Source organism: Silvibacterium acidisoli (assembly GCA_022870745.1).
GTDB lineage: Bacteria > Acidobacteriota > Terriglobia > Terriglobales > Acidobacteriaceae > Silvibacterium.
Window position 1 is genome coordinate 3380674 of sequence record CP085323.1, and the last position, 22999, is coordinate 3403672.

At 57.9% G+C, this 22999-nt stretch carries 15 protein-coding genes; 7 read left to right on the top strand and 8 right to left on the bottom strand.

Going from position 1 to position 22999, the window contains the following annotated elements:
- Positions 1–6: 6 nt before the first annotated feature.
- On the bottom strand, positions 7–1344 hold the full coding sequence (locus LJD29_RS14200) for a hypothetical protein (RefSeq protein WP_446742200.1): 1338 nt from the start codon (positions 1342–1344) through the stop codon (positions 7–9).
- A gap of 239 nt (positions 1345–1583) precedes the next feature.
- Here LJD29_RS14200 and LJD29_RS14205 point away from each other — a divergent pair, with 239 nt between their 5' ends.
- From LJD29_RS14205 to LJD29_RS14220, 4 genes are all read left to right on the top strand, one after another.
- Positions 1584–3080 carry a sulfatase family protein gene (locus LJD29_RS14205; RefSeq protein ID WP_446742201.1) on the top strand — a complete coding sequence of 499 codons (1497 nt, stop codon included), beginning with the start codon at positions 1584–1586 and terminating at the stop codon, positions 3078–3080.
- A gap of 51 nt (positions 3081–3131) precedes the next feature.
- Entirely contained in the window at positions 3132–6446 is a 3315-nt protein-coding gene (locus LJD29_RS14210) for a TonB-dependent receptor (RefSeq protein ID WP_446742202.1), read from the top strand.
- Positions 6447–6771: 325 nt separating this feature from the next.
- Positions 6772–7008 (top strand): acyl carrier protein, encoded by a 237-nt coding sequence (locus LJD29_RS14215; RefSeq protein WP_446742203.1) that lies wholly within the window; start codon positions 6772–6774, stop codon positions 7006–7008.
- Position 7009: 1 nt separating this feature from the next.
- The gene (locus tag LJD29_RS14220; protein ID WP_446742204.1) at positions 7010–8221 is read left to right on the top strand and encodes a beta-ketoacyl-[acyl-carrier-protein] synthase family protein; all 1212 of its coding nucleotides are present in this window, start codon (positions 7010–7012) and stop codon (positions 8219–8221) included.
- Here LJD29_RS14220 and LJD29_RS14225 read toward each other — a convergent pair.
- The 3 genes from LJD29_RS14225 to LJD29_RS14235 all read right to left on the bottom strand — a co-directional run bounded on the left by LJD29_RS14225 (position 8218) and on the right by LJD29_RS14235 (position 12915).
- On the bottom strand, positions 8218–9204 hold the full coding sequence (locus LJD29_RS14225; RefSeq protein ID WP_446742205.1) for an NAD-dependent epimerase/dehydratase family protein: 987 nt from the start codon (positions 9202–9204) through the stop codon (positions 8218–8220). The genes LJD29_RS14220 and LJD29_RS14225 overlap by 4 nt on opposite strands.
- A gap of 3 nt (positions 9205–9207) precedes the next feature.
- Entirely contained in the window at positions 9208–10506 is a 1299-nt protein-coding gene (locus tag LJD29_RS14230; RefSeq protein WP_446742206.1) for an aminotransferase class I/II-fold pyridoxal phosphate-dependent enzyme, read from the bottom strand.
- A 192-nt stretch (positions 10507–10698) separates the two neighbouring features.
- The gene (locus tag LJD29_RS14235) at positions 10699–12915 is read right to left on the bottom strand and encodes a winged helix-turn-helix domain-containing protein (protein ID WP_446742207.1); all 2217 of its coding nucleotides are present in this window, start codon (positions 12913–12915) and stop codon (positions 10699–10701) included.
- Between the two features lie 286 nt (positions 12916–13201).
- Here LJD29_RS14235 and LJD29_RS14240 point away from each other — a divergent pair, with 286 nt between their 5' ends.
- Together LJD29_RS14240 and LJD29_RS14245 are read left to right on the top strand one after the other, a co-directional pair.
- Positions 13202–14167, top strand: a complete 966-nt coding sequence (locus LJD29_RS14240) for a metallophosphoesterase family protein (RefSeq protein WP_446742208.1) — start codon at positions 13202–13204, stop codon at positions 14165–14167.
- A 78-nt stretch (positions 14168–14245) separates the two neighbouring features.
- Positions 14246–17902, top strand: a complete 3657-nt coding sequence (locus LJD29_RS14245; protein ID WP_446742209.1) for a carboxypeptidase-like regulatory domain-containing protein — start codon at positions 14246–14248, stop codon at positions 17900–17902.
- A gap of 47 nt (positions 17903–17949) precedes the next feature.
- Here the strand turns inward: LJD29_RS14245 and LJD29_RS14250 are convergent, their stop codons facing one another.
- From LJD29_RS14250 to LJD29_RS14260, 3 genes are all read right to left on the bottom strand, one after another.
- Positions 17950–18723 (bottom strand): fused MFS/spermidine synthase, encoded by a 774-nt coding sequence (locus tag LJD29_RS14250; RefSeq protein WP_446742210.1) that lies wholly within the window; start codon positions 18721–18723, stop codon positions 17950–17952.
- 68 nt (positions 18724–18791) lie between these two features.
- Positions 18792–19121 carry a hypothetical protein gene (locus LJD29_RS14255; protein ID WP_446742211.1) on the bottom strand — a complete coding sequence of 110 codons (330 nt, stop codon included), beginning with the start codon at positions 19119–19121 and terminating at the stop codon, positions 18792–18794.
- Positions 19122–19159: 38 nt separating this feature from the next.
- On the bottom strand, positions 19160–19609 hold the full coding sequence (locus LJD29_RS14260; protein ID WP_446742212.1) for a MarR family winged helix-turn-helix transcriptional regulator: 450 nt from the start codon (positions 19607–19609) through the stop codon (positions 19160–19162).
- Between the two features lie 233 nt (positions 19610–19842).
- Between LJD29_RS14260 and LJD29_RS14265 the strand changes: the two genes are divergently transcribed.
- Positions 19843–21501 (top strand): hypothetical protein, encoded by a 1659-nt coding sequence (locus LJD29_RS14265; RefSeq protein ID WP_446742213.1) that lies wholly within the window; start codon positions 19843–19845, stop codon positions 21499–21501.
- Positions 21502–21550: 49 nt separating this feature from the next.
- Here the strand turns inward: LJD29_RS14265 and LJD29_RS14270 are convergent, their stop codons facing one another.
- On the bottom strand, positions 21551–22720 hold the full coding sequence (locus tag LJD29_RS14270; protein WP_446742214.1) for a sugar ABC transporter substrate-binding protein: 1170 nt from the start codon (positions 22718–22720) through the stop codon (positions 21551–21553).
- Positions 22721–22999 lie beyond the last annotated feature (279 nt).

The following is a 22999-nucleotide window of genomic DNA, read 5'->3' on the forward strand; positions in this document are numbered from 1 at the left end:
GCGAAATCAGTGAATGTGGGTCGAGACGATCTGGGTGTTGCTCACCCCGCCACGAACAAAATCACTGGAGAGCAATACTTCAAAGTTGTGAAGCTTTCCGCTCCGGTCTGTCGCCGCGCTGATTACCGGCTTCCACAGGTGCTCATTCTTGAAGAAAGAGACTGCCGCGTAAGTCGTTCCCATCGATGTCCCTTCGATTAGCAGGACGCGACCCTGCCCCTGCGAATTATCCGTGAGGGCGATCAAAGTCAGGGGTTTTTCCCCGTGGCCGTACTCGTAAACCGGCGAATCACCGGCTTTCGGCGCCTTATTTGTAACCGTGTAGACGCCGTTCTTGTAGTTCCATTGAACATGGAAATCGAGCGACTGCTGGTACAGGGTCACCCACGGATTGAAGGTCGCCGATCCGATCAGGATCAGGTTCGCGTCATGTGTATTGGCCACCACCATGTCGCGGGCGTAGCAGATCTCAGTCCAGGCGGAGCCTTGCGGTTCAGCGATCTGGGCCGGGATCTGCACCAGGTCGGATACAAGCCGAAGGTCTGCCATTGGCGTTACCGACCTGGCGCCCAGGGGGACATCCACTTTAGATGGTGGTACAGAAGCGGAAACGTCGTGCTGGTAGTTCTGATTCGTGTAGTCGTACAGCGAAACGTTCCGCTGTTCCCATGAGACGTACGCGTCGAGGCTCGCATCTCCCGGAACGAGAAATGTCTTTCGCCCGGAGGTGAAAAGCGCTTTCCATAATATGGTTGGCCCCGCCGGATTCCTGGTAAACACATTCGGCCCGGGGCGAACCATCAGGTAAACCAGGATTGGCAGCAGCAATGCCAGTACGGCACAGGCTGCCACGGCAGCGCGCGCGGTCATCGGCCAGCCTGCGCTGCGTGGTTGTCCAACGACAGGCGGTTTCGTCGCTTCAGGGATCTCTGGCGCGGCGATGAGCGCGGCGGGAACCGTTGGTGCCGGCATCGATTGACGGAAGCTGGCCGAGTAGCTTCCCTTGGGAACCGAGATCTGCAGGGAGCTTGAAAGACCTTCTTCCCTGTAATAGAGGTCCAGCCGCTCACGGAGGTGTCGCGCCGTGACGCGCACGATCGTATCCTCTGCGGAGTTGTAGCCGGGATTTCTTTCAAAGACAGAGATGCCGATCTGCTGCTCCGAAAGTTCATCGAGCCTGCCCTCGATGGAACACTCGCCAATGTATTTCAGCAGGGAACGCAGGCGTGCCGATTTCGAGAATGTGCGGCTGGACAGAACACGCTCCAGCTCCTGTCGGCGGTTACCGCGGAGCTCCTCATCAGGGATGGAGTTCTGAGATCCGGATGTGATTACTTCAATCAAAACCACTCCACGACATGCATCGAGGCGAGACATAAAACGAGGATGTAACAAGTGTCACACCGTGACATCTGCCGGAAACACCTGATTTCGCGTTCGACTTGATAGGTAGGCCAATTATATTCGCCTTGCTTTTGGAAAGGCCAATTCTTCCGCATCGGAGCGGCTCCAGTGTCCCACTGCCGCCCTTCCCTATCATGGGGTAAGTAGAGAACGCCGATCTAATCCAGCAGGGAGTCGTAATGAATCGCCGCAATTTCATAGGTATGGCAGGCGGGGCGCTCGCCGGCGCACAGGCCTTTGCGCTCAACACGGTCAAGACATCCGGTTCCGCAGGCAAAGCCAGCGGGAAGCCCAATTTTCTTTTCATGATTGCCGACGATCTGATGTTCAGGACGATCGGCTCCATCAATAATCCCGAGGTCCACACCCCCAACCTGGATCGCCTGGCGAGTCAGGGCTGCCACTTCACTCATTGTTTCCACCAGGGTTCATGGACGGGCGCGATCTGCGTCGCCAGCCGCACGATGCTGCTCACCGGGCTGACCGCCTTCAAAGCTGAGAAGGCCATTCCCGGCGACCAGTCGGCGAAGATTCCGGTGTGGGGACAGACGCTGCGCGAGAACGGCTATCGCACCTTCGTTTCAGGTAAGTGGCACCTAGATGCCGTCTCCCTGCAGCGGTCATTTGCCGAGCAGGCCAATGTAGGCCCCGGCTATCTGCCTTCGACCCCCGATATGTACAACCGCCCCGCTCCGGGTAATAACTGGAGCCCGTCGGACGAAAACCTGAAGGGCCACTGGCTCCATATGAACCTTTGGGAGGGCAAGAGTCCGGACGAGACGCGGCACTCGAGCGAAGTCTATGCGGATGCGACGATCCACTTCCTCGAAGAGCATGCCCGGTCGGGGCAGGATCCTTTCTTTGTCTACCTGGGCTTTAACGCGCCGCACGATCCGCGTCAGGCTCCGCAGAAATATCTCGACATGTACCCGGTCGACTCGATCAAGATTCCGCCGAACTTTCTGCCGGAGCACCCGTTCGACCAGGGTCAGCACCGGACGAGAGATGAACTGCTGGCGCCGTTTCCGCGAACCGAGTTCGATGTCAGAACCCACCGGCGCGAATACTACGCGATCATCTCGCACCTTGATGCGCAGGTCGGACGGATTCTCGATGCGCTCGAGCGTTCGGGGCAGGCGGACAACACGTATGTCATCTTCACCGCCGATCACGGCCTGGCGGTTGGCGAGCACGGACTGATGGGCAAGCAGAACCAGTATGAGTGCAGCATGCGCATGCCTCTCATGGTGAAGGGGCCGCGCGTTCCCGCAGGCAAACGCGTGGATGAGATGGTCTACCAGCACTCGATGTTCGCCACGACGTGTGAGATCGCGGGGATTCCAGTGCCGAAACACGTAGAGTTTCCGAGTCTCGCGCCGATGATATTCGAGGAACACACAACACCGCTCTACGACGCGATGTTTGGCTGGCTGAATGTGCTGCAGCGCAGCGTTCGCACTCGTCAACACAAGCTCATTTACTACATCCAGATCGATCGTCATCAGCTGTTCGACCTCGAGAAGGATCCCTGGGAGATGAACGATCTTATCAACGACCCATCCTACGCAGACGTAAAGGCAAAGATGATGACGCGGCTCCACGAGCTGCAGGTAGAGCTCGGCGATCCACTGGTCCAGGAAAACTGCGGCCAGCGATCCACGAGCGATGGAATGTAACGCAACAACGAGAGTGTTTTTTGGAGGCCGCGGGAAACCGCAAAGAAGATAATGAACGAGCAGAGAGCAAAGTTTTTAAACATAAGATGGTTCGCAGTCACGATTCTCGTGATCTTCGTGTCTGCAATTACCTGCCTGGCTCAAAATTCAACCGGGTCGATCACTGTCTCGGTAAAAGACAACACCGGAGCGGTCATCTCCGGTGCCTCCATTACGGTCACCGGTACCGATACCGGCGCCGTTTTGCGGCAGGTAACAAGCGATGCCCAGGGCGTGGCGGCGATTCCGCTGGTGCCTCCGGGGCGCTATAACATCGACGTCGTGATGAATGGCTTCAAGAGCCTGCATCGTGATGCCGTGGATGTGCAGGTTGGCGCTACAGCCAGCCTCGATCTCGCGCTTGAGATCGGTGCGGAGACCGAATCCGTAACCGTGACCGGCGAGACACCGCTGACGGAAGCGAAATCGCAAACCATTCAGCAGGTGATCGAGCAGAAGGAAGTCACCGACATTCCGCTGAACGGCCGTAACTATGTTCAGGCTGCCAACTTCATTCCCGGTGCGGTCCCCCAGGCCGCAGGCCGCGATAACTCGTTCACTGCCTACGGCAACAACGGCATTCAGAATGCTTTCCTGCTCGATGGCGCGCGCAATGTTAACTACATGCGTGGCCTCGATGACGATCAGCGTGACATGATCCGTCCGCCGCTCGACGCATTGCAGGAATTCACCATTCAGACCAGCAACTACTCGGCTGAGTTCGGCGCATCGGCTGGCGGCATTCTCAACGCCATCACCAAGAGCGGCAGCGACAAGATCCACGGCTCGGCGTATGAGTTCATGCGCAACAGCGCCGCCAACGCCAAGGACTACTTCACGCCTGTCGGGACAGCGAAAGCCCCGCTGGTGCGCAATCAGTTCGGCGGATCGGTCGGCGGCCCGGTGCTGAAGGACAAGCTCTTCTATTTCGGAGCCTTCGAAGAAAACTCGAACCATGGCGGTTCGCTCAATCGCGGACTCGTGCCGACGGCTGCCGAACGTACCGGCGATTTTTCGTCGGCGCCCGCAGGCGGAAAGGTTCTTCCGATCTATGACCCGGGCTCGACCACCCCGACCGGAACTGGAACTTATACAAGAACCCAGTTTGCAGGGAACAAGGTCCCGTCCAACGAAATCAACCCTATCGGCCAGATGCTGGTGAATCTATACCCTCAGCCCAACGATTCCGGCCCCGGCGTTGTGTATTACACCTCGAATATCGCGTCTGACACGACCGAATACAACGGCATCGGCCGCATCGACTACACCCTTACTTCTACGGACAGCCTCTTTGTCCGCTACGCGCAGAGCAATACGACCACGTTTAATGGAGTAGGCCTGCCTACCGCTCAGGATCCCGGCAACACCAACACGATCGCCAAGGGCATCGGAGTTGGCTATACCCGGATCTTCACGCCGAACTTCATCAACAACACGCGCTTTGCCTGGACCACCGTGAATTACAACGGAGCCGGCATCAAGCCCCGCGATCCCATCATCAACGGCCTGCTCGCAGATGCCATCACCTCCGGTATGCCGAGCATCAGCGTGCAGAACTTCGGTGGCATCGGCAGCGAAGCCATCAGCAACGCTCCTCTCGCGAAGACCTCGGGCGTCTTTGACGTGGCCGAGAACCTGATCTGGACTCACGGCAAACACCTTGTCTCCTTCGGCGGCGAGTGGATGTGGATTCGTCCTACGACGGAGGCCGCGCTCGGCGGCCGCGGTACACTCGGCTTTACCGGCACCTTCACCCAGAACCCGAATGCCCGCTCTTCCAGCGGCGCTGGACTGGCCGATCTGCTGCTCGGCTATGCAAATTCGGTAACGACCGGAACTCCCCTCACCACCACGGAGCGCGGCCAGTACTACGCAGGCTACGTCAATGACCAGTGGACGGCCACGCAATACCTGACACTCAATGTCGGCGCTCGCTACGAGTACTCGACGCCCTTCATTGAGATCAACAACCACCAGGCGAACTTCGTGCAGGATCCGGGTCCGCTTTACCTGCAGTACATCGTGGCTGGCGATCCGCGCCTGCCTCGCGGCCTGATGTACGGTGACAAGACCAACATTGCTCCACGCCTGGGCTTTGCCTATAAGGTTCCGCATGTGAACGACCTTACGGTTCGCGGTTCGTTTGGCATCTTCTGGGCACAGGACGAAGGCCTCGGCATTACCGATCGCCTGACCAGCAACCCGCCGTTCTACAACTACGGAGCCATCAACGATGCGAGCGATGGAATCCACACTGCGACTGGTTTCGCTCTGGATCCCACGACGGTGATTCCGCAGCCCACTCCGGTTTCAGGTGCGGACTTCAAGCTGATTCCGACCTACACTGGCGGCCTCGTCAGCTGGCCCACTCACTTCAAGAACGGCTACGTCCAGGAATGGAGCCTGTCGGTTGAAAAGAAGCTGCCATGGGACACGCTGCTGGAAATCAACTACGTCGGCAACCACGGCGTTCACCTGGTTGCGCGCGAGCAGGGCAACCAGCCGACTGTGCTGAACGCCACCACGGTTCAGTCCCGTCGTCCGCTTGCTGCCGTGACACAGTCCACGATCGACCGCATCGGCGAGTGGAATGCCACGCAATACCAGGGTATGTCCGCCAAGTACGAAAAGCGTTTCCACAACGGCATCTCGTTCCGCAATTCGATCACCTACGGCCATGCTTTTGCCATCACCGGCAACGCGCTTGACGTTTGCGATACCTGCGGAAACGGCGACACTATCCAAAACACCTACGACCACGCCGCGAACTGGGGTCCGTCGGACATCGATGTCCGCTTCCGCTACACGTTCGATGGCACCTTCGAGTCGCCTTTCGGCAAGGGCAAGCCTTTCCTTGCTGACAACCGTATTGCCTCGGCTGCCCTCGGCAACTGGGTTCTCTCGCCCATCTATCAATGGCAGACCGGCGCTCCGCTTACCGCTGGAGTGAGCACGGATACGGCCAACAGCGGAACGTTGACCCGTCCCAACCAGATCTGCGATCCGAACGGCAACCGTCCGGAGACCAAGCAGGAGTGGTTCAACACGGGCTGCCTGGTGCAACCTGCAAACTACACCTTTGGCAACATGCGTGTGGGAACGATCAAGGGACCCGGACAGGACAACCTCGATCTCAGCCTGCAGCGTAACTTTCCGGTTCCGCACTGGGAGGGTTCGAACCTGAACTTCAGGATCGAGGCTTTCAACGCCCTCAACCATGTCCGCTTCAGCACGCCGAACGTCACCGTAGGTGCGAGCACTTACGGACAGATCACCTCTGACGTTGGGCAGCGCCAGATGCAGGCTGCGGTACGGTTGACTTTCTAGATCGACTGGATGCTAAAGTGGGCATGCGTAAGTTTCACTACGCATGCCCACAACTTTTTCTGAACCAACTACGTGTATCCCCGATAACTGTAATAGAGATATGGGTTTACGGGGTGTCTCTCGGGATGATTGACGGTCTTTCCGATGATTATGAACGCTTCAGCCGGTACCCGCGCTGCGTCCTGCGCTTATTTCGCGTGAAGCCCGAAAATCAGGGTAGAATAAACCCGTTAATCTGTTCACGTGGATGCACTTTTTTTCCACCTATTGCTTGCCCTAAGGATTATTCCAGACATTGGCGAACCAGACGATCCAAGATCGAGTTTTGAAAGTTATCGCGACATCGAAGCGCATCCCCATCGAAAGTGTCGGACCTGACAGCAGTTTCGAGTCGCTTAATATCGACTCGCTCGATCGCCTCAACATCCTTTTTGACCTTGAGAGCGAGTTTGAAATCGAGATCGATGATGAGCAAGCAAAGCAGGTCCAGAATATCCACGAGATGATTGAAGGCGTTACACACCTCGTCGAGGCGAAGTCTTCTTCTTCGTCGGCTGAATAACGTGCCGCGCGTAGTCATCACCGGAACGGGCATCATCAGCGCCCTTGGCGGCAATACGGCAAGCTTCTGGCGAAGCCTGCTCGCCGGTACGTCTGGCATCCGTGAGATTCTCGGCATCGATGCTTCGCAGATTCGTTTCAAAAACGGTGCAGAGATCCGGGATTATGTTCCCGAAGAACACTTCGAGGCGAAAGATATTGCCTTGATGGAGCGATTCTCGCAGCTTGCGGTTCTCGCGGCGCGCGAAGCCGTCACTGACTCGGGAATTGAGTGGACGCCTGATCTGCGTGAAACCACAGCGGTTATCACCGGTTCCTGCCTCGGCGGCAGGGCCGCTGAGGAAAGCGGCTACTGGGAGCTCTTCCATAACGGAAGAACCCGTGTCCAGCCGCTGACGATTCCGCTCAGCATGAGCAATGCCGGCACCAGCCATATCTGCATGCAGTTCGGCATTGAAGGCCCGGCCTACACCATTTCCACGGCCTGCGCCTCTGCCACCCACGCTATCGGTCAGGCTTTCTGGATGGTCCGCTCCGGTGCTGCTCCGATGGCCATCGCTGGCGGCAGCGAAGCGCCCTTCTTTCTTGGCGGACTCAAAGCGTGGGAAGCCATGCGTGTGATCAGCAAGGACACCTGCCGGCCTTTTTCCGCCGAACGCAGCGGGATGGTCCTGGGCGAAGGCGCTGCCATGCTGGTGCTCGAGACGCTTGATGCCGCACTGGCTCGCGGAGCCCGGCCGATAGCTGAGATCGTCGGCTTCGGCATGTCGGCGGACGCCAGTCACATCACCCAGCCTTTGGCGACGGGGCCCATGCGTGCCATGCGGCTGGCGATTCGCGATGCCGGTCTGGCTCCTGAGCAGATTGGTTACATCAACGCCCACGGAACCGCGACCGAGGCAAATGACCGCATCGAAACGGCGGCCATCCGTTGCACTTTTAATGACCAGGCCGACAGGCTCGCCGTCAGTTCCACGAAATCCATGCACGGCCATGCCCTCGGCGCGGCTGGTGCTCTCGAAGCTGTTGCCAGCGTTCTGACGCTCAAGCATGGCATGATCCCGCCGACGGCCAACTTTCTCACCGCCGACGCTGCCTGCGACCTGGACGTTGTCCCGAATCACGCACGCGCAGCCTCAGTGGAGGCCTGCCTCTCAAACTCCTTTGCTTTTGGCGGCCTGAATGCCGTGCTGGCATTCAAGGCAATACCCTAGCTGAGACTCTTCACCCACGCCACCGACCGAGCCACTCCCTCATCGAGCGATACTCGCGGAGCGAAACTGAAATCTGCCCGCGCCTTCTCGCTCGGATACTCCTGATCCCGCCCAAGCAGGAACACCGCATGCCGGGTCAGCATCGGTCGCCCGGGCAGTGATTTGAACCAGTGGTAGGGAGCTTCCATCGCGCCAGCAACTGCCATTGCTATCCCATAGGGCAGGTTGATCCATGGCGCTTTGCAGCCCAGTCCACCAGCGAGCGCGGTGACATAGGTCTTCCAGTCTGCCCCGGTGCCATCTGTGAGGTTGTACGCGTTGCCGAGAGCCGCAGGGCTTTGTGCCGCTGCTACGATCGCGTCCACGGCGTTATCGACGTAGAGAAATCCTCCCGTCGCCCGCCCTCCGTTGACGTATGCCATTTCGCCCTTGCGAAGGAAATCCGCGATGTCGGTCACAAAGGCTTTTCCACGGGGACCATAGATGGTCGCGGGGCGGATTACCGTCACGGGCAATCCGTTCTCGCGGCCCGCCTGCCAGACAGCCTTTTCCGCCAGGATCTTAGTCCTGTTATAGGGCAATCCCACGTCGCTGAGTGCCCCGGACTCGGAGCAGGGAACTTGTGGGTATCCATAAACATCTGTAGTGCTGACGTGGAGAAAGCGCGTGAGCCTGGGTGATTCGCGCGCTGCCAGGAGCAACGTTTCTGTGCCCTTAACGTTACTTTCCAGATAAGTTTCCACCGGAGCCCAGTCGGTTGAAGTGGCCGCGCAGTGAAAGATGCAGGTCGCGCCGCGAACTGCCTCCTTCACTGCGCTGCTTTCAGTCAGGCTTCCCCGCACTGCCCGTATCCGCGAGCCGGTGAGGTGGCGTAGATCGGCATTGGCGCGGGCCAGGACGGTGACCTCTTCGCCCTGCTTCGCCAGAAACTCGGCGAGATGCCCGCCGAGAAAACCGCTTGCCCCGGTTACCAGCACCGGCATCCGCTACTCGCTCCGCATCTTCTCGAATACGTCCAGCGCAAACTCCAGGTGCTCCGGCGCGTGGGCTGCTGTTACGCAGAGCCGCAGGCGAGCCGCACCCTGGGCCACTGCCGGAAACAGGACAGGTGAGACCAGGATTCCGTAATCGCGCAGCCGCCGGGCAAAGAGCGCCGTCTTCGCGTCATCGTGCAGCATAACGGGAATGACCGCGGTCTCCGAAAAGCCGGTGTCGTATCCAAGACTCTGCAGGCCGGCGCGCAGAAAATTTGCATTCGCCCGCAGGCGGGCAACCCGTTGGGGCTCCTGCTTGAGAATCTTCAGGGTTTCGAGGACGGCTGCCGCAGCTGGAGCTGCCAGCGCGCCGGAAAAGATGAAGGGTGCCGCAGCATGCTGCAAGAAGATAGACAGACGCCGTGAGACTGCTACAAATCCACCATTCGACGGAATCGCCTTGGCCAGCGACCCTGTCCATATATCGACATCATCTGTCGGCACCCCGAAGTGCTCGTCTGTACCCCGTCCGTGCTCGCCCAGCACGCCGCTTGCGTGCGACTCGTCCATGAGCAGGAAGCAATCGAACTCTTTCTTTAACGCGATGATTTCCGGCAGCGGGCAGATATCGCCATCCATCGAGAACACACCGTCACTGATGATCAGCGTACGGTTCGCCTCCGACCCGTTCTCCAGTTCATGGCGCAGAGAGGCCATGTTGTTGTGCTCGAACCTCTGGACCTGAACACCCGCCAGCCGGCAGGCGTCCATCAGGCTGCGGTGCGACAGCGCATCGGCGATCACGCGATCGGCCGGACCGAACAGTGCGCTGATAACCGCGAGATTTGCCGCGTATCCCGATGTGAAGGTGATCGCCGTCTCGGTTCCCTTGAACTCTGCCAGGGCCTGCTCGACTTCCTGGTGGAGATCCAAGGTGCCCGTGAGCAAACGGACCCCTCCCGTACCTGTGCCATATTTCCGTATCGCGGCGATGGCCGCCTCATCGACCCGCGAATCCCCAATCAACCCGAGGTAGTCATACGAGGACAACATCAGCATGCGGTGGCCGTTCATTTCCACCACGGGCCCGGAGCGGGTGCTCAGCGGGGCTTGAAACGGATACGCGTCCAGCGAACAGGCGAGGGCGGTATTTTCAAACAGCCTTCGAGCCCTTGCATCGATCAGATCGCGCTTTTTATAGCTGTCGTCCCGCTCGGAAGCAAAGTAGTTCTGGAACATTTGTCCTGAAGAGGAGGGGAATGTCTTCCTGGCCGGGGCGGTGGATTCTTCTTTAGGTAGGAGGGTACTCATGAGTTTTCAATATATCGTGTGTTACCGATCATATGCCGAATGTGGAGCTTAAGCGTACAGTGCCGCCGGCATAAAAATCGGAGAATGTCGAAAAGGACCGTTACGGACTGAGATGCAAGACCGGAAAAATGGGAAGGATAATGGTGACGGCGGTCAGGAAAGTTCCAGGGGATGCCTGTTTTCTGGTGGTGCTCAGCGCCAGCCGTCCACGATCATGATGCTGCTGCCTGAGCTCGAGCGGCGGGCGTGCAGGAGAGACTTCTTGTCCGAAGAGATAGATAAAATGTCGTTTACGGCCTGTGGAATCGATGCAATCTCCTCCCGTCTTCCGGAGTGGAGATCGAGCTTCGACAGCTCGGCCGAAGCCGAGCCGGAAGGCCGTGTCAGGTAGAGCAGGCTGTCCCTTGTCAGTCCCCAGCTATGCCACAGGCCCGATCCAAGCGCGATCAGACGCCGGTCATCCTGAGGGTCGGCCAGTGACCGTATCCGGATCTCGGTGCTGTCCATATCGCCAACATAGATAAGGTACTTCCCGTCCGCGGATTCTATTGCGTTGAAGCCTCCGTTGCTGGTGATCTGCGTTTCAGTGCCATCGGCGATGACATGCCGCCAGATCTGCCAGCTTCCGGTTCGATTAGAACTGAAATAGAGGGCTGCGCCGTCGGCTGACCAGTTCGGCACTACGTTCTCCGTATCGCTGCCGGTGGTCGTGGTGATGCGTCTGATGTTTCCTGTCTCCAGGTTGGCGACGTAGATATCCGCGTGTCCTCCGACGCGGGAATCGAAGGCGAGCGATTTGCCGTCCGGGGACCAGCAGGGGGAGCCTGTCATGGGGCCGCCGAAATGCGTGATCCTTCTGGGCTCGCTGCCGTCGCTGTGGGAGAGCCATATTTCATTGGACCCGGAACGGTCGCTGCGGAAGGCTACCTGTGTGCCATCCGGCGAATACACTGCGCTCGAGTCGAAGAAGTTCGATGCGATGAAGGGTTGGGACTCGTGACGGCCGGTGAGTGAAAGCTTCCACACGGAGACGTTGTTCGGAGAGTTTACATAGGCCATGCGATGGCCCGCCGGAGACACAGCCGGCGAAGAGGTGTGCGTGAGAGGGGTGGTGACTGCAACCGGTACACCGCCATTGAGGGGAAGGCTCCAGATGCTTCCCTGGCTTGTGGCATGGGCTGACGAGAAGATGATGCGGTTCCCGTCCGCGCTCCAGGCGAGACCGTCAATCGGATTGGACTGCGTCGTGATCTTCCGGACTGCTCCACCTGCTGATGGAATCAGGTAAATGTCGTCTGACCAGTCGCCCTCGGAGCGGCGAAAAGCGATCCATGCGCCGTCCGGCGAATACACGGCCTGGTCATCCAGGGCGCGAGCAGGCGGGTTGGTGAGGCGCACCCGCGCACCATTAGCGACGGAGATAACCGTCAGTGTCGCGTTTCCGGTTTTTGTACAGTCGGTTGTGAGCAGGCTTTTTCCATCCGGAGACCATGACAGCGAAGGCATTCCATGGAAGGCATCGCTGGCATCGCAGATGGTGGCAATCCTGCGCGGTTGAGACGGTTCGCGACGATTTACAACCAGGACTTCAAAGGTCTGCGCGACGCTGCCGGTATGGAGAAATGCAATCCTGTCTCCGGTCGGCGACCAGGCGGGTGCGTAGTCATCACGGCCGGTATCGACCAGCAGGCTGCGGCGGTCTTCCGAGATGTTCTGCACATAGATGCTCTGGTTCTGGTCCTTGCCCGAGTACCAGGTATAGGCCAGCTGCGATCCATCTGGAGAGAACGCGGGCTGAAGGAATAGGCCGGGCGTGCTGATAAGCGGATGCGTAGTTGCCGCTGAAGGTGAGAAGTGCTCGGTGCTGGCTTTTATGCGCACGAGAAAGACCGCAAAGATGACGGCCATGGAAGCCATCGTCAAAGCCGCAAGCCACCGCCGCGGAACGCGGGTTCTTCGCGGTGACGCCACGGAAGGAATTTGTAACGGCTGTTCGACCGTTTCCGGTGGCAGAATCTCAAGCGCCTCATGCCCGGGCTCTGGAGGAACCGGCTCGATGTGCGCGATCGAATCCACCTGCAATGGCAGGCGTGAGACGGGAACGACGAAACGATAGCCAGCTTTCGGAACCGTCTCAATAAACGGAACGGCTTCGGCTGATTTCCCCAGCGCTTTGCGGATGTTGGCCACATGCACGCTCAGGTTTGCATCCTGAACGTAACTGTCGGGCCAGACGCTTCGGATCAGGTAGTCCTTATCGAGCAACCGCCCAGCGTCCTTCACCATGATGACGAGCAGATCGAATGTCTTCGGCGGCAGCGTAACTAACGCGTGCCCCCTCCATATCCGGCGCTCCTTTACATCGAGGCGGAATTCTCCGAACGCAAAGATTTCATCACTGGTCTGCACAGCACAGATCTGTTTCGCCCCCTGCTCATGATGTCGTCAGGCTATTCAACTGTCAGGCGCGAGTCTTGTTTTGAGCATAGATGGTGAGCATCACAGGAGCGTTAAAAGCTGTATGCCTTTGACTCTTCGTTGTCCATCGCCTCTGTTTGGAAATCATTTGGAGCTTATTTGGAGCGCTTTTATGCGTTGGTCGGAGAGCGAACGTAGAGTCAGGCTCGTAGGTACCGAGTCCTTCTGGATGGAAGACCCGCGACCTGTGTGAATTCTTCACCGAGGCCCAATGCAGATGCTCCGTAGAAACTTCCTGCGAAATGCTCTTGTGGCGGCTGCCGCTCCCGCTGCCACTCCGCTGCTCTATGCGGCGGCGAGCACAGAGCAGCAACGAATGATCCAACCGCCTGTTCCACAGCAGCTAATTCCAAAGACAGACCCGAACCGCGATTTCGACTTCGTTTTCTTCACCGATGCACATCTTGAACCGGAGCTTGGCGCCGCAGCCGGAACGGCAAAGTGTTTCAACCAGATTAATGAAGCGCACCCCGAGTTTTGCATCGCGGGTGGCGACCAGGTGTTTGACGTTTGCGAGCAGGATCTGACGCGGGCGCGATCCTTATTTAGTCTGTATCGCCAAACTGAATCGGAGCTGGCGTGCAAGGTTTACCACACCATCGGCAATCACGACGTTATGGGTATCAACCAGAAGAGTCCCATTGAGCCGGGGGATTTGGAGTACGGAAAGAAACTTTACGAGGATAACTTCGGCAAGCGTTACTACTCGTTCGATTACAAGGGCTGGCACTTCGTGGTGCTCGATTCCATTGGCATCGAGTATTACAAAATCTTCACTCCGCATTTCGATGGCGAGCAGATTCGCTGGCTCGAGAATGACCTGGCATTTGTAGGTACGGAGCGCCCGGTGATTGTAGTGACCCATGTGCCGATCGCCTCGGTGATCGGATCGCTCTCTTCGGATGGAGCCGCGGGCCTGCTTGTTCACAATGCCTACACCGTTCACTCCATGCTCTCCCGGTACAACGTGAAGCTGGTGTTACAGGGACATCTGCATGTGTGGGAGAAGTCGCAATACCACGGCGTGGACTATGTGATTGGCGGAGCTGTTTGCGGTTTCTGGTGGAAAGGAAAGATGGAAGACGGGAGCTCCGAAGGTTACACGCTATGCCAGGTTCGCGGAGAACAGGTTTTTACATCCTATGTGACCTATCCGTGGGTCCCAGCCGACCACCAAAGTTGACAACTTACCCAGATCGCGTCACTGGAGGCCTCCGTGACAAACCTACAACTTTCTCCAACGTTTATGGAAGGTAAGTCCATGCCAATCCCTGCTCTCACTCGTGCTCTGCGGCGCGCCTGGGGTATTCGCCTTGCGCTCGGCGTCGTAATGGTCTGCTCGTTTCTTACCGGGCTGGCCCAGACCACCAGCAAAATTACAGGCACTGTTACCGATTCGTCCGGCGCGATCGTGCGCGGTGCGCTGGTAACGATCGAGAACACTGCGACCCAGGTGACTTCGGAGACGAAGACAAATGATGCCGGCTCCTATCTCGTTGCCGACACGTTGCCCGGCACCTATCGCATTACCGTGCGTATGAATGGTTTCGTCACGCGCATTATCGACGATGTCCACGTGGACGTGAGCAAGGACACGCGCGAGGATGCACAGCTCAGTCCCGGTTCCGACGCTCAGAGCGTCGTCGTCGATTCGCCGGCCATTAGTATGGATACGACACAGCCGCAGCTCGGCACCATTGTCGAGAGCAAGATCACGCAGGAGATTCCGGTGCTGATCGGCGGCGGCCCGGGCAACCAGGGACCGCACGACCGCCAGATCGACGACTATCTCTTCCTCACTCCGGGAGTCACCGGCGGCGAATGGAGCCACCGCATCGACGGCGGAACGGACTACGAAGATACCGTGATGTTCAACGGCGTAGTTGCAGTGCAATCGGAAACGCAGGGCTACCAATCGAACATTAATCCTCCGTTCGAGATGGTGAACGAAATCCAGGTGCTGACTTCAAGCTTTAGCGCGCAGTACGGGCTTGGCCAGGGCGTTGCTTCCTATCAGTTCGCTTCCGGCACAGACAAGCTGCACGGCGACGGCTTCGAGGTTCTTCGCAATACCATGTTCAACGCCGCGGGGGCGAACCCCGGCTTCAACGCGGAGGGTATCAAGGATCCCGCCCCCGCAATTCATGAAGACAACTTCGGGTTCTCGCTTGGCGGTCCTGTAATGCTGCCCAAACTTTACGATGGGCGGCAGCACAAAACCTTCTTCCACTTCAGCGCAGACTGGTTCCGGCTGAACCAGCAGGACACCGGCACGATGACGGTGCCCAGCGTTGCCCAGGTCGGTGGCGATTTCAGCTCGCTGCTTTCCGGATCCACGCCGCAAACCATCTATGTACCGCAGGGCTTTGTCGCCCCCACGGGTTGCAGCGCGCCCGCTCCGGGACAGCCCTGGCCGGGCAATGTGATTCCTAAAGGCTGCTTCAGCAAGACCTCCGCAAGCCTGCTTTCGCTGATCCCCGCGCCGAGCCTTCCGGGGCAGTCAAATAACGTCAGCTCGTCCATTGGCACGCTGCCTACACGCCAGACCAACTGGGGCTTCTCGATCGACCACAACCTGAGCGACACGCAGAAAGTCCACGTGAGCTTCTGGCGCGACAAGTACAACTACACCTTCTGCTGCAGCAACAACGCGCACTTCGGCAATGCGCTTGGCGGCGCTACGACTGAGCCTCGCCTGGGCACCGGACTGTTCGTCACTTACTCCAAGGTGTTCTCACCCAACCTGATCATGACCGCCGGCTTTGGCGGCATGGGTGAAATCAACAACGGCTTCAACAAATTCATGGGCGTGAGCCTCGGCTCGGTCGAGGGCGGCACCGTTCTGCCGACCATCAGCTTCAACCAGAATGGCTTGCCGAACGCTCCTACCACCTGGGGCAACAGTACAGCAGGCAGCACCAGTGCCGTAAATCGCAAGCTCGGCCTGAGCTTCGACAACAACTGGCTCTGGACGCGTGGCAGCCACACTCTCAATATCGGTTGGGAACTGCGCCGCGCAGCACAGGACGACGACGAGTGCCCCACCTGCGGCGGCTCGTTCAGCTTCAGCAATCGTACGACTGCGAATCCTGGGGACATCGCCGATACGGGCAATGCCTTTGCAAGCTTCCTGCTCGGTGACGCGGATTCGGCATATCGCCGTTTGACCGAGGAGAACAAGCTGCGCAATTTCTATGTCGGCTCCTACATTCAGGACGACTGGAAGGTAACGCCGCGCCTTACCATCAACGCCGGCCTGCGTTGGGACATCATGGTTCCGTTCACGGAACAACGTAACAACGTCGTCTACTTCGATCCGACGATTGCCAACTCCGATGCCGTTACACCGAGTGGAACGCAGCTGATGGGAGCGGCGAACAAACTCGGCATCTCCGGCTACGACCGCGCCGTCACCTCCTTCAAGCATGTTGACCCGCGCTTTGGCTTTGCCTACCAGGTCAACTCCAAGACAGTTGTCTCCGCGGGCTTCTCCATCAACCATCTCAACGGCGGCGCTTACGACTTCGGCAACAATAAGCTGAGCCTGCAGTACGGTACGCTGCTGGACGGCATCGAGCAGGTAAACTCGAACGGCTCAAACATTCCCGGCTACGGCTCGTGGGATGCAACTCCGCTCGCGTTGCCTGGTAGCACCGCGTTCAGCTCGACAGGGTTCAACGGGACCGGCGTGCTGCACCAGTTTGAGAAGGATCCCGGCAAGTATCCATACGGTGAATACTGGAACTTCGGTGTACAGCGTGAACTGCCCAACGACATGCTCTTCTCGATCGCCTATGTCGGCAATCGCGGCCTGCACCTGCCGTCGATGGTCAACCCCATCAACCAGACGAACCCCAAGTATCTGACGCAGTTCTGCGCCAGTGGAAGTCTGAGCGATCCCAACTGCGCGATGTCTCCGGATTCATCGAACTTCGCATGGACGAGCGCGCTGGCGCAGAAGGATCTTGCTTCGGCTGGATTCGGTGTCTGCCCTGCAGGCACTCCGAGCGCCGGATTCTATGCGCCGTATTGTAACTTCATGAGCGACTACGGTGCGAACGCTGGCCTTTCGCAGGCGCTGCTGCCTTACCCGCAGTACAACGCTTCGGAGTCCTGCGGAGGCATCTGCAACCCGTTCGATCTGACGGGCCTGTCTTCCTACAACGGATTGCAGACCTCGCTGCTGAAGCGCTATACCAATGGCCTGTCGGTGCTTGCCAACTACACCTACTCGAAGAGCATGTCCAACACCGACAGCGGCTTTGCTTACGCAAACTACGGATCGCTGAACAAATACAACCAGCGTGCGGAGTGGGCGGTTGGCGCGGCCGATCAGACGAACATGACCAATCTCGCTCTCGTCTACGAACTGCCTTTCGGTCCGGGTAAGCACCTTCTCAACCAGGGGGGCTATCTTGGAAAAAATCTGTGGGGCGGATGGCAGGTCAGCGGAGCCTTCCAGTATGCAACCGGTACGCCGCTGACGGTATTCACCAGCAGCAGCGATCCTCTGCTCAATGGATTCAACCGCGCCAACTATGACCCCAGCGTGCCGCTGCACGTAAATTACAACAACTACTACAAAGGGCTCCCGGTCTATAACGTGAAGGCGTTCTCCGACCCTGGCTTCGCTCCGGGAAATTCCTCCCGCAACCTCACGCAGCTTCGCACGCCATTCGGCTCTAACGAAAACCTCGCGCTCGCAAAGCGTTTTTACGCTGGCGAACACGTGGACATGGAATTTCGAATGGAGTTCTTCAACGTGCTTAACCGCATGCAGGTCTGCTCGCCGAATACAACGGTATCGGCTGGAACCGATAACTTCGGTTACGTTCAGCCGAACGGAAGTGGCGGCAGCAGTCCTTGCCAGGGCAACACGCCCCGCCAGGGACAGGCCTACTTCAAAATATCCTTCTAACCTGAATGGCAGAGGCGGTCCATATGACGCCTCTGCCGTCTTCCGGCTTAACCCACCGGCGCTACCGCTTTAGTCATCTCGTACTTCTTTTCAAACTCAGTCAGCTTATCCGCAAGAAACGCGGATGATTCCTCGCACGGCCACATCAGGCTGCCTTTGCAGGCAAAGATAACGCTGTTTCCATCGTGGTTGGATGACCGCGATACTTTTCCACCGAAGCTCTCACGAATTCTCGCGACAACCGCCTCCTCGTCCGCAGCGCATAGATTCACAACCAGCAATCCCTCTGCTGATAGCGCACGGTGGCAGCTGTCGTAAAAGGATTGCGAAGAGAGATCCTCAGGGAGGCTGTCTACGCTGAAGGCGTCGACCAGCAGCACGTCCACCTTGTTCTTCTGCTTCGCTATGAATTTTGCGCCGTCTGCGCAAAGCACCTTGAACCTGTGGTCATCCGGTGGGATATGGAACTTGTCCCGCAAGGCGATGACATGAGGGTTGATCTCAACTACGGTCAGTGCAGTCCTGGGGTGATGGCGATGACACCACTTCGCGAGCGATCCTCCGCCGAGACCGATTATCACGATGTTGCCTGCGTCCGGCTTGAGTAAATCGAACAACATCATGGCGCGCGTGTAGGAGAGCGCCAGAAAGTCCGGCCTTTCAGCGATCATCTGGCTCTGCACATACTCAGATTCAAAGTGCAGCGTTACCACGCCGGCTTCTTCCGAAATGACGGGAATAGGGAACGAGATATCTTTCTTGTTATTCGTCCAGAACTTCTTTTTCTTCGAAGCTGCAGGTGTGCTGGGATCTGTTCTCATGTTCAGTCCTATGGTAATCCCATTACCAGACCGGACACGTAAGTGTGAAATAGTTTGGCCTCAAGCCTTCATGAACGTGTTGGAGCGTTGCCTCCGTGGAACTGACCAAAATGCCGCGAGGACTGCAATCCGATCAGCAGCGCGCCCAATCCGAATACTAGTGCGTGACTAAAATTCCGCGGGTCGAAAGCTCCGACATGCAACGTCAGCAGGTATGCCAGGACCGCATTGAAGAGTCCCCAGATGACGTTGACCGTTGAAGAAGAGAGACCCTTGCCGGGCGGCTTGGCGAAAGGGCTCTGAAAAGGCCGCCCCATCATGCCGGCTACGGTATGCGGAATGGCATTCGCTGCAAAGAGCCCACCGAAGAAGTACGACACGAGCGCAAGCCAGTTCATTTCTTTCACTCCTTTGTCCCCCGGATATGGAAGACAGGTCAATCCTCGACGAGCCGCGCCAGCAGTTCGAGTGCGGAACGCAACCGTTCCTGCTCGCGGATCGAGAGTTTCTCAGTGATGTTCCGTGTGAGCCAATCCTGCTTGGCAGCCCTGCTTTCACGGAGCCACTTCAGGCATTTCGGTGTGAGGGACATGAGGGTCTGCCGCCCATCGCGGGGGTCGCGAGCACCTTGGATAAGACCCGCTTCTTGCAGTGGACCTATGGCGGCGCTCATCGACTGGTGCCGAACGCCGTCCGCGCGCGCAAGGGAGGCGATTGTAGCTGGGCCATCCTTTTCAAGGCGCAATAGGATGTCGACCTGAGACGGAGTGAAATCGTTCTTCCCGCCCTGGTCTCGCAGGCGCCGTCTCAGTTTCCCCGCGATCGCACGGATATCCGAAGCCAGCGTTGGCGCCAGTTCGGATTCAGAACGCAGCAGTTTGTCCACACGTGAAGTATGTCATATATGCAGTTAATCTGTACAGTTTAAATGTACAGCACCTCAGTTTCTCATTTGATAATGTTCCACAATTATGGGTATAACCATAAAAAAGAAGGCCCGATTGTTAGCGCGCATCTGGATATCCCTCCGCTCTAGACGGTGCGTGCTCTGCCCTCGGGTGCCGAAAGGACGTATTGCGGATGATGAAGGCCCGGGGCCCCTTTACAAGACGAGAACTGATGAAGGGGGGACTGGCGGCCGTAGTCGCGTCATGGCGGCTGCCGCAGACGTTGGGTGCAATGAAGCATCAGTCGAGTGCGCTGCGAGTCGTCAACATCATGAACTTCATTCGCGCGGAAGAGCCGCGGGAGCCGATGGATCTGATGAAGCCCGTTCGCGAGCAGATGGCGTCGATTAAGGCGCATAACCTGCCGGCGACGTGGTTGCTGCAATACGATGCTCTGGTGGAAGGGCCGTACGTGGAGTTCCTCAAGGCCGAGATGCCCGCCGATCATGAAGCGGGCATCTGGTTTGAGATGAATCGGAAGATCTGTGACGATGCGGGCATAGCGTGGCGCGGCAAGCCGGAGTGGGAGTGGGATTATCACGTGCCGATTGCGTACGCTATTGGCTACGCCCCCGATGAACGTCGCAAGCTTGCCGACACTGCCATGGCAACCTTCAAGCGAATCTTTGGCCGCGACGCGAAGACGGTGGCCTCGTGGAACATGGACGCGATTTCTGCGGCGCACTTCTCCGATCATCACGGAATCGACGCGTTCGGTAATTGCCGTGACCAGTTGGCGACCGATGGCTTCACGATCTGGGGTTCGCCGATTGCTGCGTATTATCCAAGCCGAATTAACGCCTGGAGTCCGGCGCTCGAAAAGAAGCACCAGATCGAGACGCCGATGTTCAGGCTGCTTGGCCAGGATCCGGTCTACTACTACGACAACGTATTCAAGTATCCCGACACGATGGAGCCTGCATGGCCTTCTGGGCAGTCGGAGGTATTTGCCGATCGCTTCCTCGAGATGGTGGCGGATGCTCCGACCCAGGCAATCGCGTATGCACAGCTCGGACAGGAGAACAGCTTCGGCTGGCCGGTGATGGGTAACGCTTATCTCATGCAGATGGGGAAGCTCGCAAAGTTGCGGAGAGGCGGCGGTATCGTAGTTGAAACCATGGGCGAAACAGGACGCCGCTTCAAGCATTCCTTCGCATCAACGCCGACCCAGGCACAGGTCATGCTGCAGGATCCGTTCGGAAAGAATGATCCCCCTGAGCGGACGATCTGGTACCAGAGCAAGTACTATCGCGCGAACCTCCACTTCCGCGGCGAGCAGTTCTACCTGCGCGATCTGCACGTTTACAGCGACGGTTTTGCCCAGCCTTACCTCACTGACCCAGTCCAGCAGCACGGTATCGAACAGCGGATGCTGGCTGTCCTCGATGGCTATCACTGGAGCGACGACGAAACGCGTGCTGGCCGCAATGGTGTTCGTGCGATGGGGAGGTTTGTCACGATAACGCCGGATAACAAAGAGACACCGCTTACGCTGCAGGGAGAGCCCATTGTGGAGGATAGAGGAACAAACCTGTGGACCCGAGTCCCATTGTCAGACGGCGGCTCTTTAGGTGTTGTGTTCGGCGAGAAGGAAGTCAGCTTCACATTGGCAGGGCGGCAGCAAACGGAAACACCAGGGCTGCGGTTTGAGTGGGTTGCTGACCGCAGTGCTTTCAAAGAGGCTGCTACGGACCGCCTCCGGTATCGCTTTCGAGACTTCGACTACAGCGTCCGGATCGCGAACGGATCCGCGCTCAAATCGCCGGAGGGAGTGCGCGTCGTCGCCGATCGAATCGGTCCGCTACGGCTGTTGCTGGCGCAGGAAGAGTGAAGATACAGCCTTTTCCATGTCGAGCGATCTGCGCTGAACGATACGGCGATCACCGCTTGCTATAGAGCAATGCGTCGCTTTCGGTGCGGGAGATTTCTCCATCGTTTGGGTAGAGGCTGTTTACGTTACCCGGATGAACCAGACGGTGTTTCACAAAGGTGGCTGCGGGAACCTCTCGTCCACGGATTCTGTCGAGCGCCAGCTTGATAATGGCATCGCCATATCTCTCGGGAAAATAACCGACGGAGCCGATCAGTGCTGTGCCGGGCCTGCGCAGCTCGCGACGCGCTTCGATACTTGCGTTATGACCAACGGCGATGCAGTCTCCGGTGCGGCCACATTCCTCGAATGCCTGTAATCCGCCCAGGCAACTTGGATCATTCAAAGCGGCCAGTAAGGTCTTTGCAGAGCGGCTCCTGGAGAGGTGCTTACGCATGATGGCGAGGCTGTCTTCGAAGCGGCCTTTGCCGTCGAGATAGATCGCCTTCACATCGGGGGATCGTGGGAGTACCTCACGGATCCCGGCCAGTGTTGCTGTCATGCGCGAACGGGGAAGCGGGCCTGCTGCCGGCAGTTCCAGGAGAATAACTTCGTCGACGGCGCCGCCCCAACGCTCCATGCATGCTTTGCCCAAAGCGCGGCCGCCGATGATTCCCGCCTGGTAATTATCAGCGCCGTAGTAGATAGCGCCAGGGTGAGGTATTTCTATTGCGATCAGCGGAATCTTTGCCTCCAGCAGCTTGGAGGAGATGATGGAAGCGCTCTGATGATTCGTCTGAAATTCGATGACTAGATCTACGTGCCTGAGAATGAACGCTTCGGCATTCCGGATCGCTGCGCGCGAGGAGTAATGGTTATCGAGTACGAGCAGTTCAACATTCGCACGGTAAGCACTGCTTCGTATGCTGTCACAGACCAGCCGTGAGAAAGAGAATTCATCAGATTGCGACGCGTATCCGATACGGAGTCGTGGTTGTACCTGCTGGCCCATCAACCTGTAGCTGTTTTTCGATACCTTCTCGACCATCCCGGAGCCAACGAGCGTTGATAGCAGACGGTAAGCCGTGGGGCGAGGGAGTCCAATGCTCCTGCAGACAGCGTCGAGGGTGACATTTGCGGGAGTCCGTTGAAGGTACTTCAGGATTTCGCAAGCCCTCGCGACAGACTGCACGTTGTGATCGCGCGTTTCAGTGCGTGATGGATCCGCGCGAAGAGACAACGCTCCGGATCTCGATGAGGCGTGCTTCACGCGTGCCAGTATAAGCGGAAGTTCGCACGATGCGAAAGACGGCCAGAATTTCTCCCTGTGAAATTACGAATTCTGATGTGTTGCGACTCTGGGTCAAGGGATCCGGGTGTTTTTCTGGAATAGCTGTTTGGCAGACGCTTGTTTGGGTAGATGGCTAAATTTCGCACTACGAAATAAACGCATATTGAGAAAAACAAGTTTGCAGGCCTGAAGCCCTCCAGCTAGCTTTGCGAGGTTTGGCTAGACATT

Bases quoted from the DNA above. Each gene is read 5' to 3' on its own strand.
- LJD29_RS14205 (WP_446742201.1), top strand. From the start codon at position 1,584: ATGAATCGCCGCAATTTCATAGGTATGGCAGGCGGGGCGCTCGCCGGC.
- LJD29_RS14210 (WP_446742202.1), top strand. From the start codon at position 3,132: ATGAACGAGCAGAGAGCAAAGTTTTTAAACATAAGATGGTTCGCAGTC.
- LJD29_RS14225 (WP_446742205.1), bottom strand. From the start codon at position 9,204: ATGCCGGTGCTGGTAACCGGGGCAAGCGGTTTTCTCGGCGGGCATCTC.
- LJD29_RS14230 (WP_446742206.1), bottom strand. From the start codon at position 10,506: ATGAGTACCCTCCTACCTAAAGAAGAATCCACCGCCCCGGCCAGGAAG.
- LJD29_RS14240 (WP_446742208.1), top strand. From the start codon at position 13,202: ATGCTCCGTAGAAACTTCCTGCGAAATGCTCTTGTGGCGGCTGCCGCT.
- LJD29_RS14245 (WP_446742209.1), top strand. From the start codon at position 14,246: ATGCCAATCCCTGCTCTCACTCGTGCTCTGCGGCGCGCCTGGGGTATT.
- LJD29_RS14250 (WP_446742210.1), bottom strand. From the start codon at position 18,723: ATGAGAACAGATCCCAGCACACCTGCAGCTTCGAAGAAAAAGAAGTTC.
- LJD29_RS14255 (WP_446742211.1), bottom strand. From the start codon at position 19,121: ATGAACTGGCTTGCGCTCGTGTCGTACTTCTTCGGTGGGCTCTTTGCA.
- LJD29_RS14265 (WP_446742213.1), top strand. From the start codon at position 19,843: ATGAAGGGGGGACTGGCGGCCGTAGTCGCGTCATGGCGGCTGCCGCAG.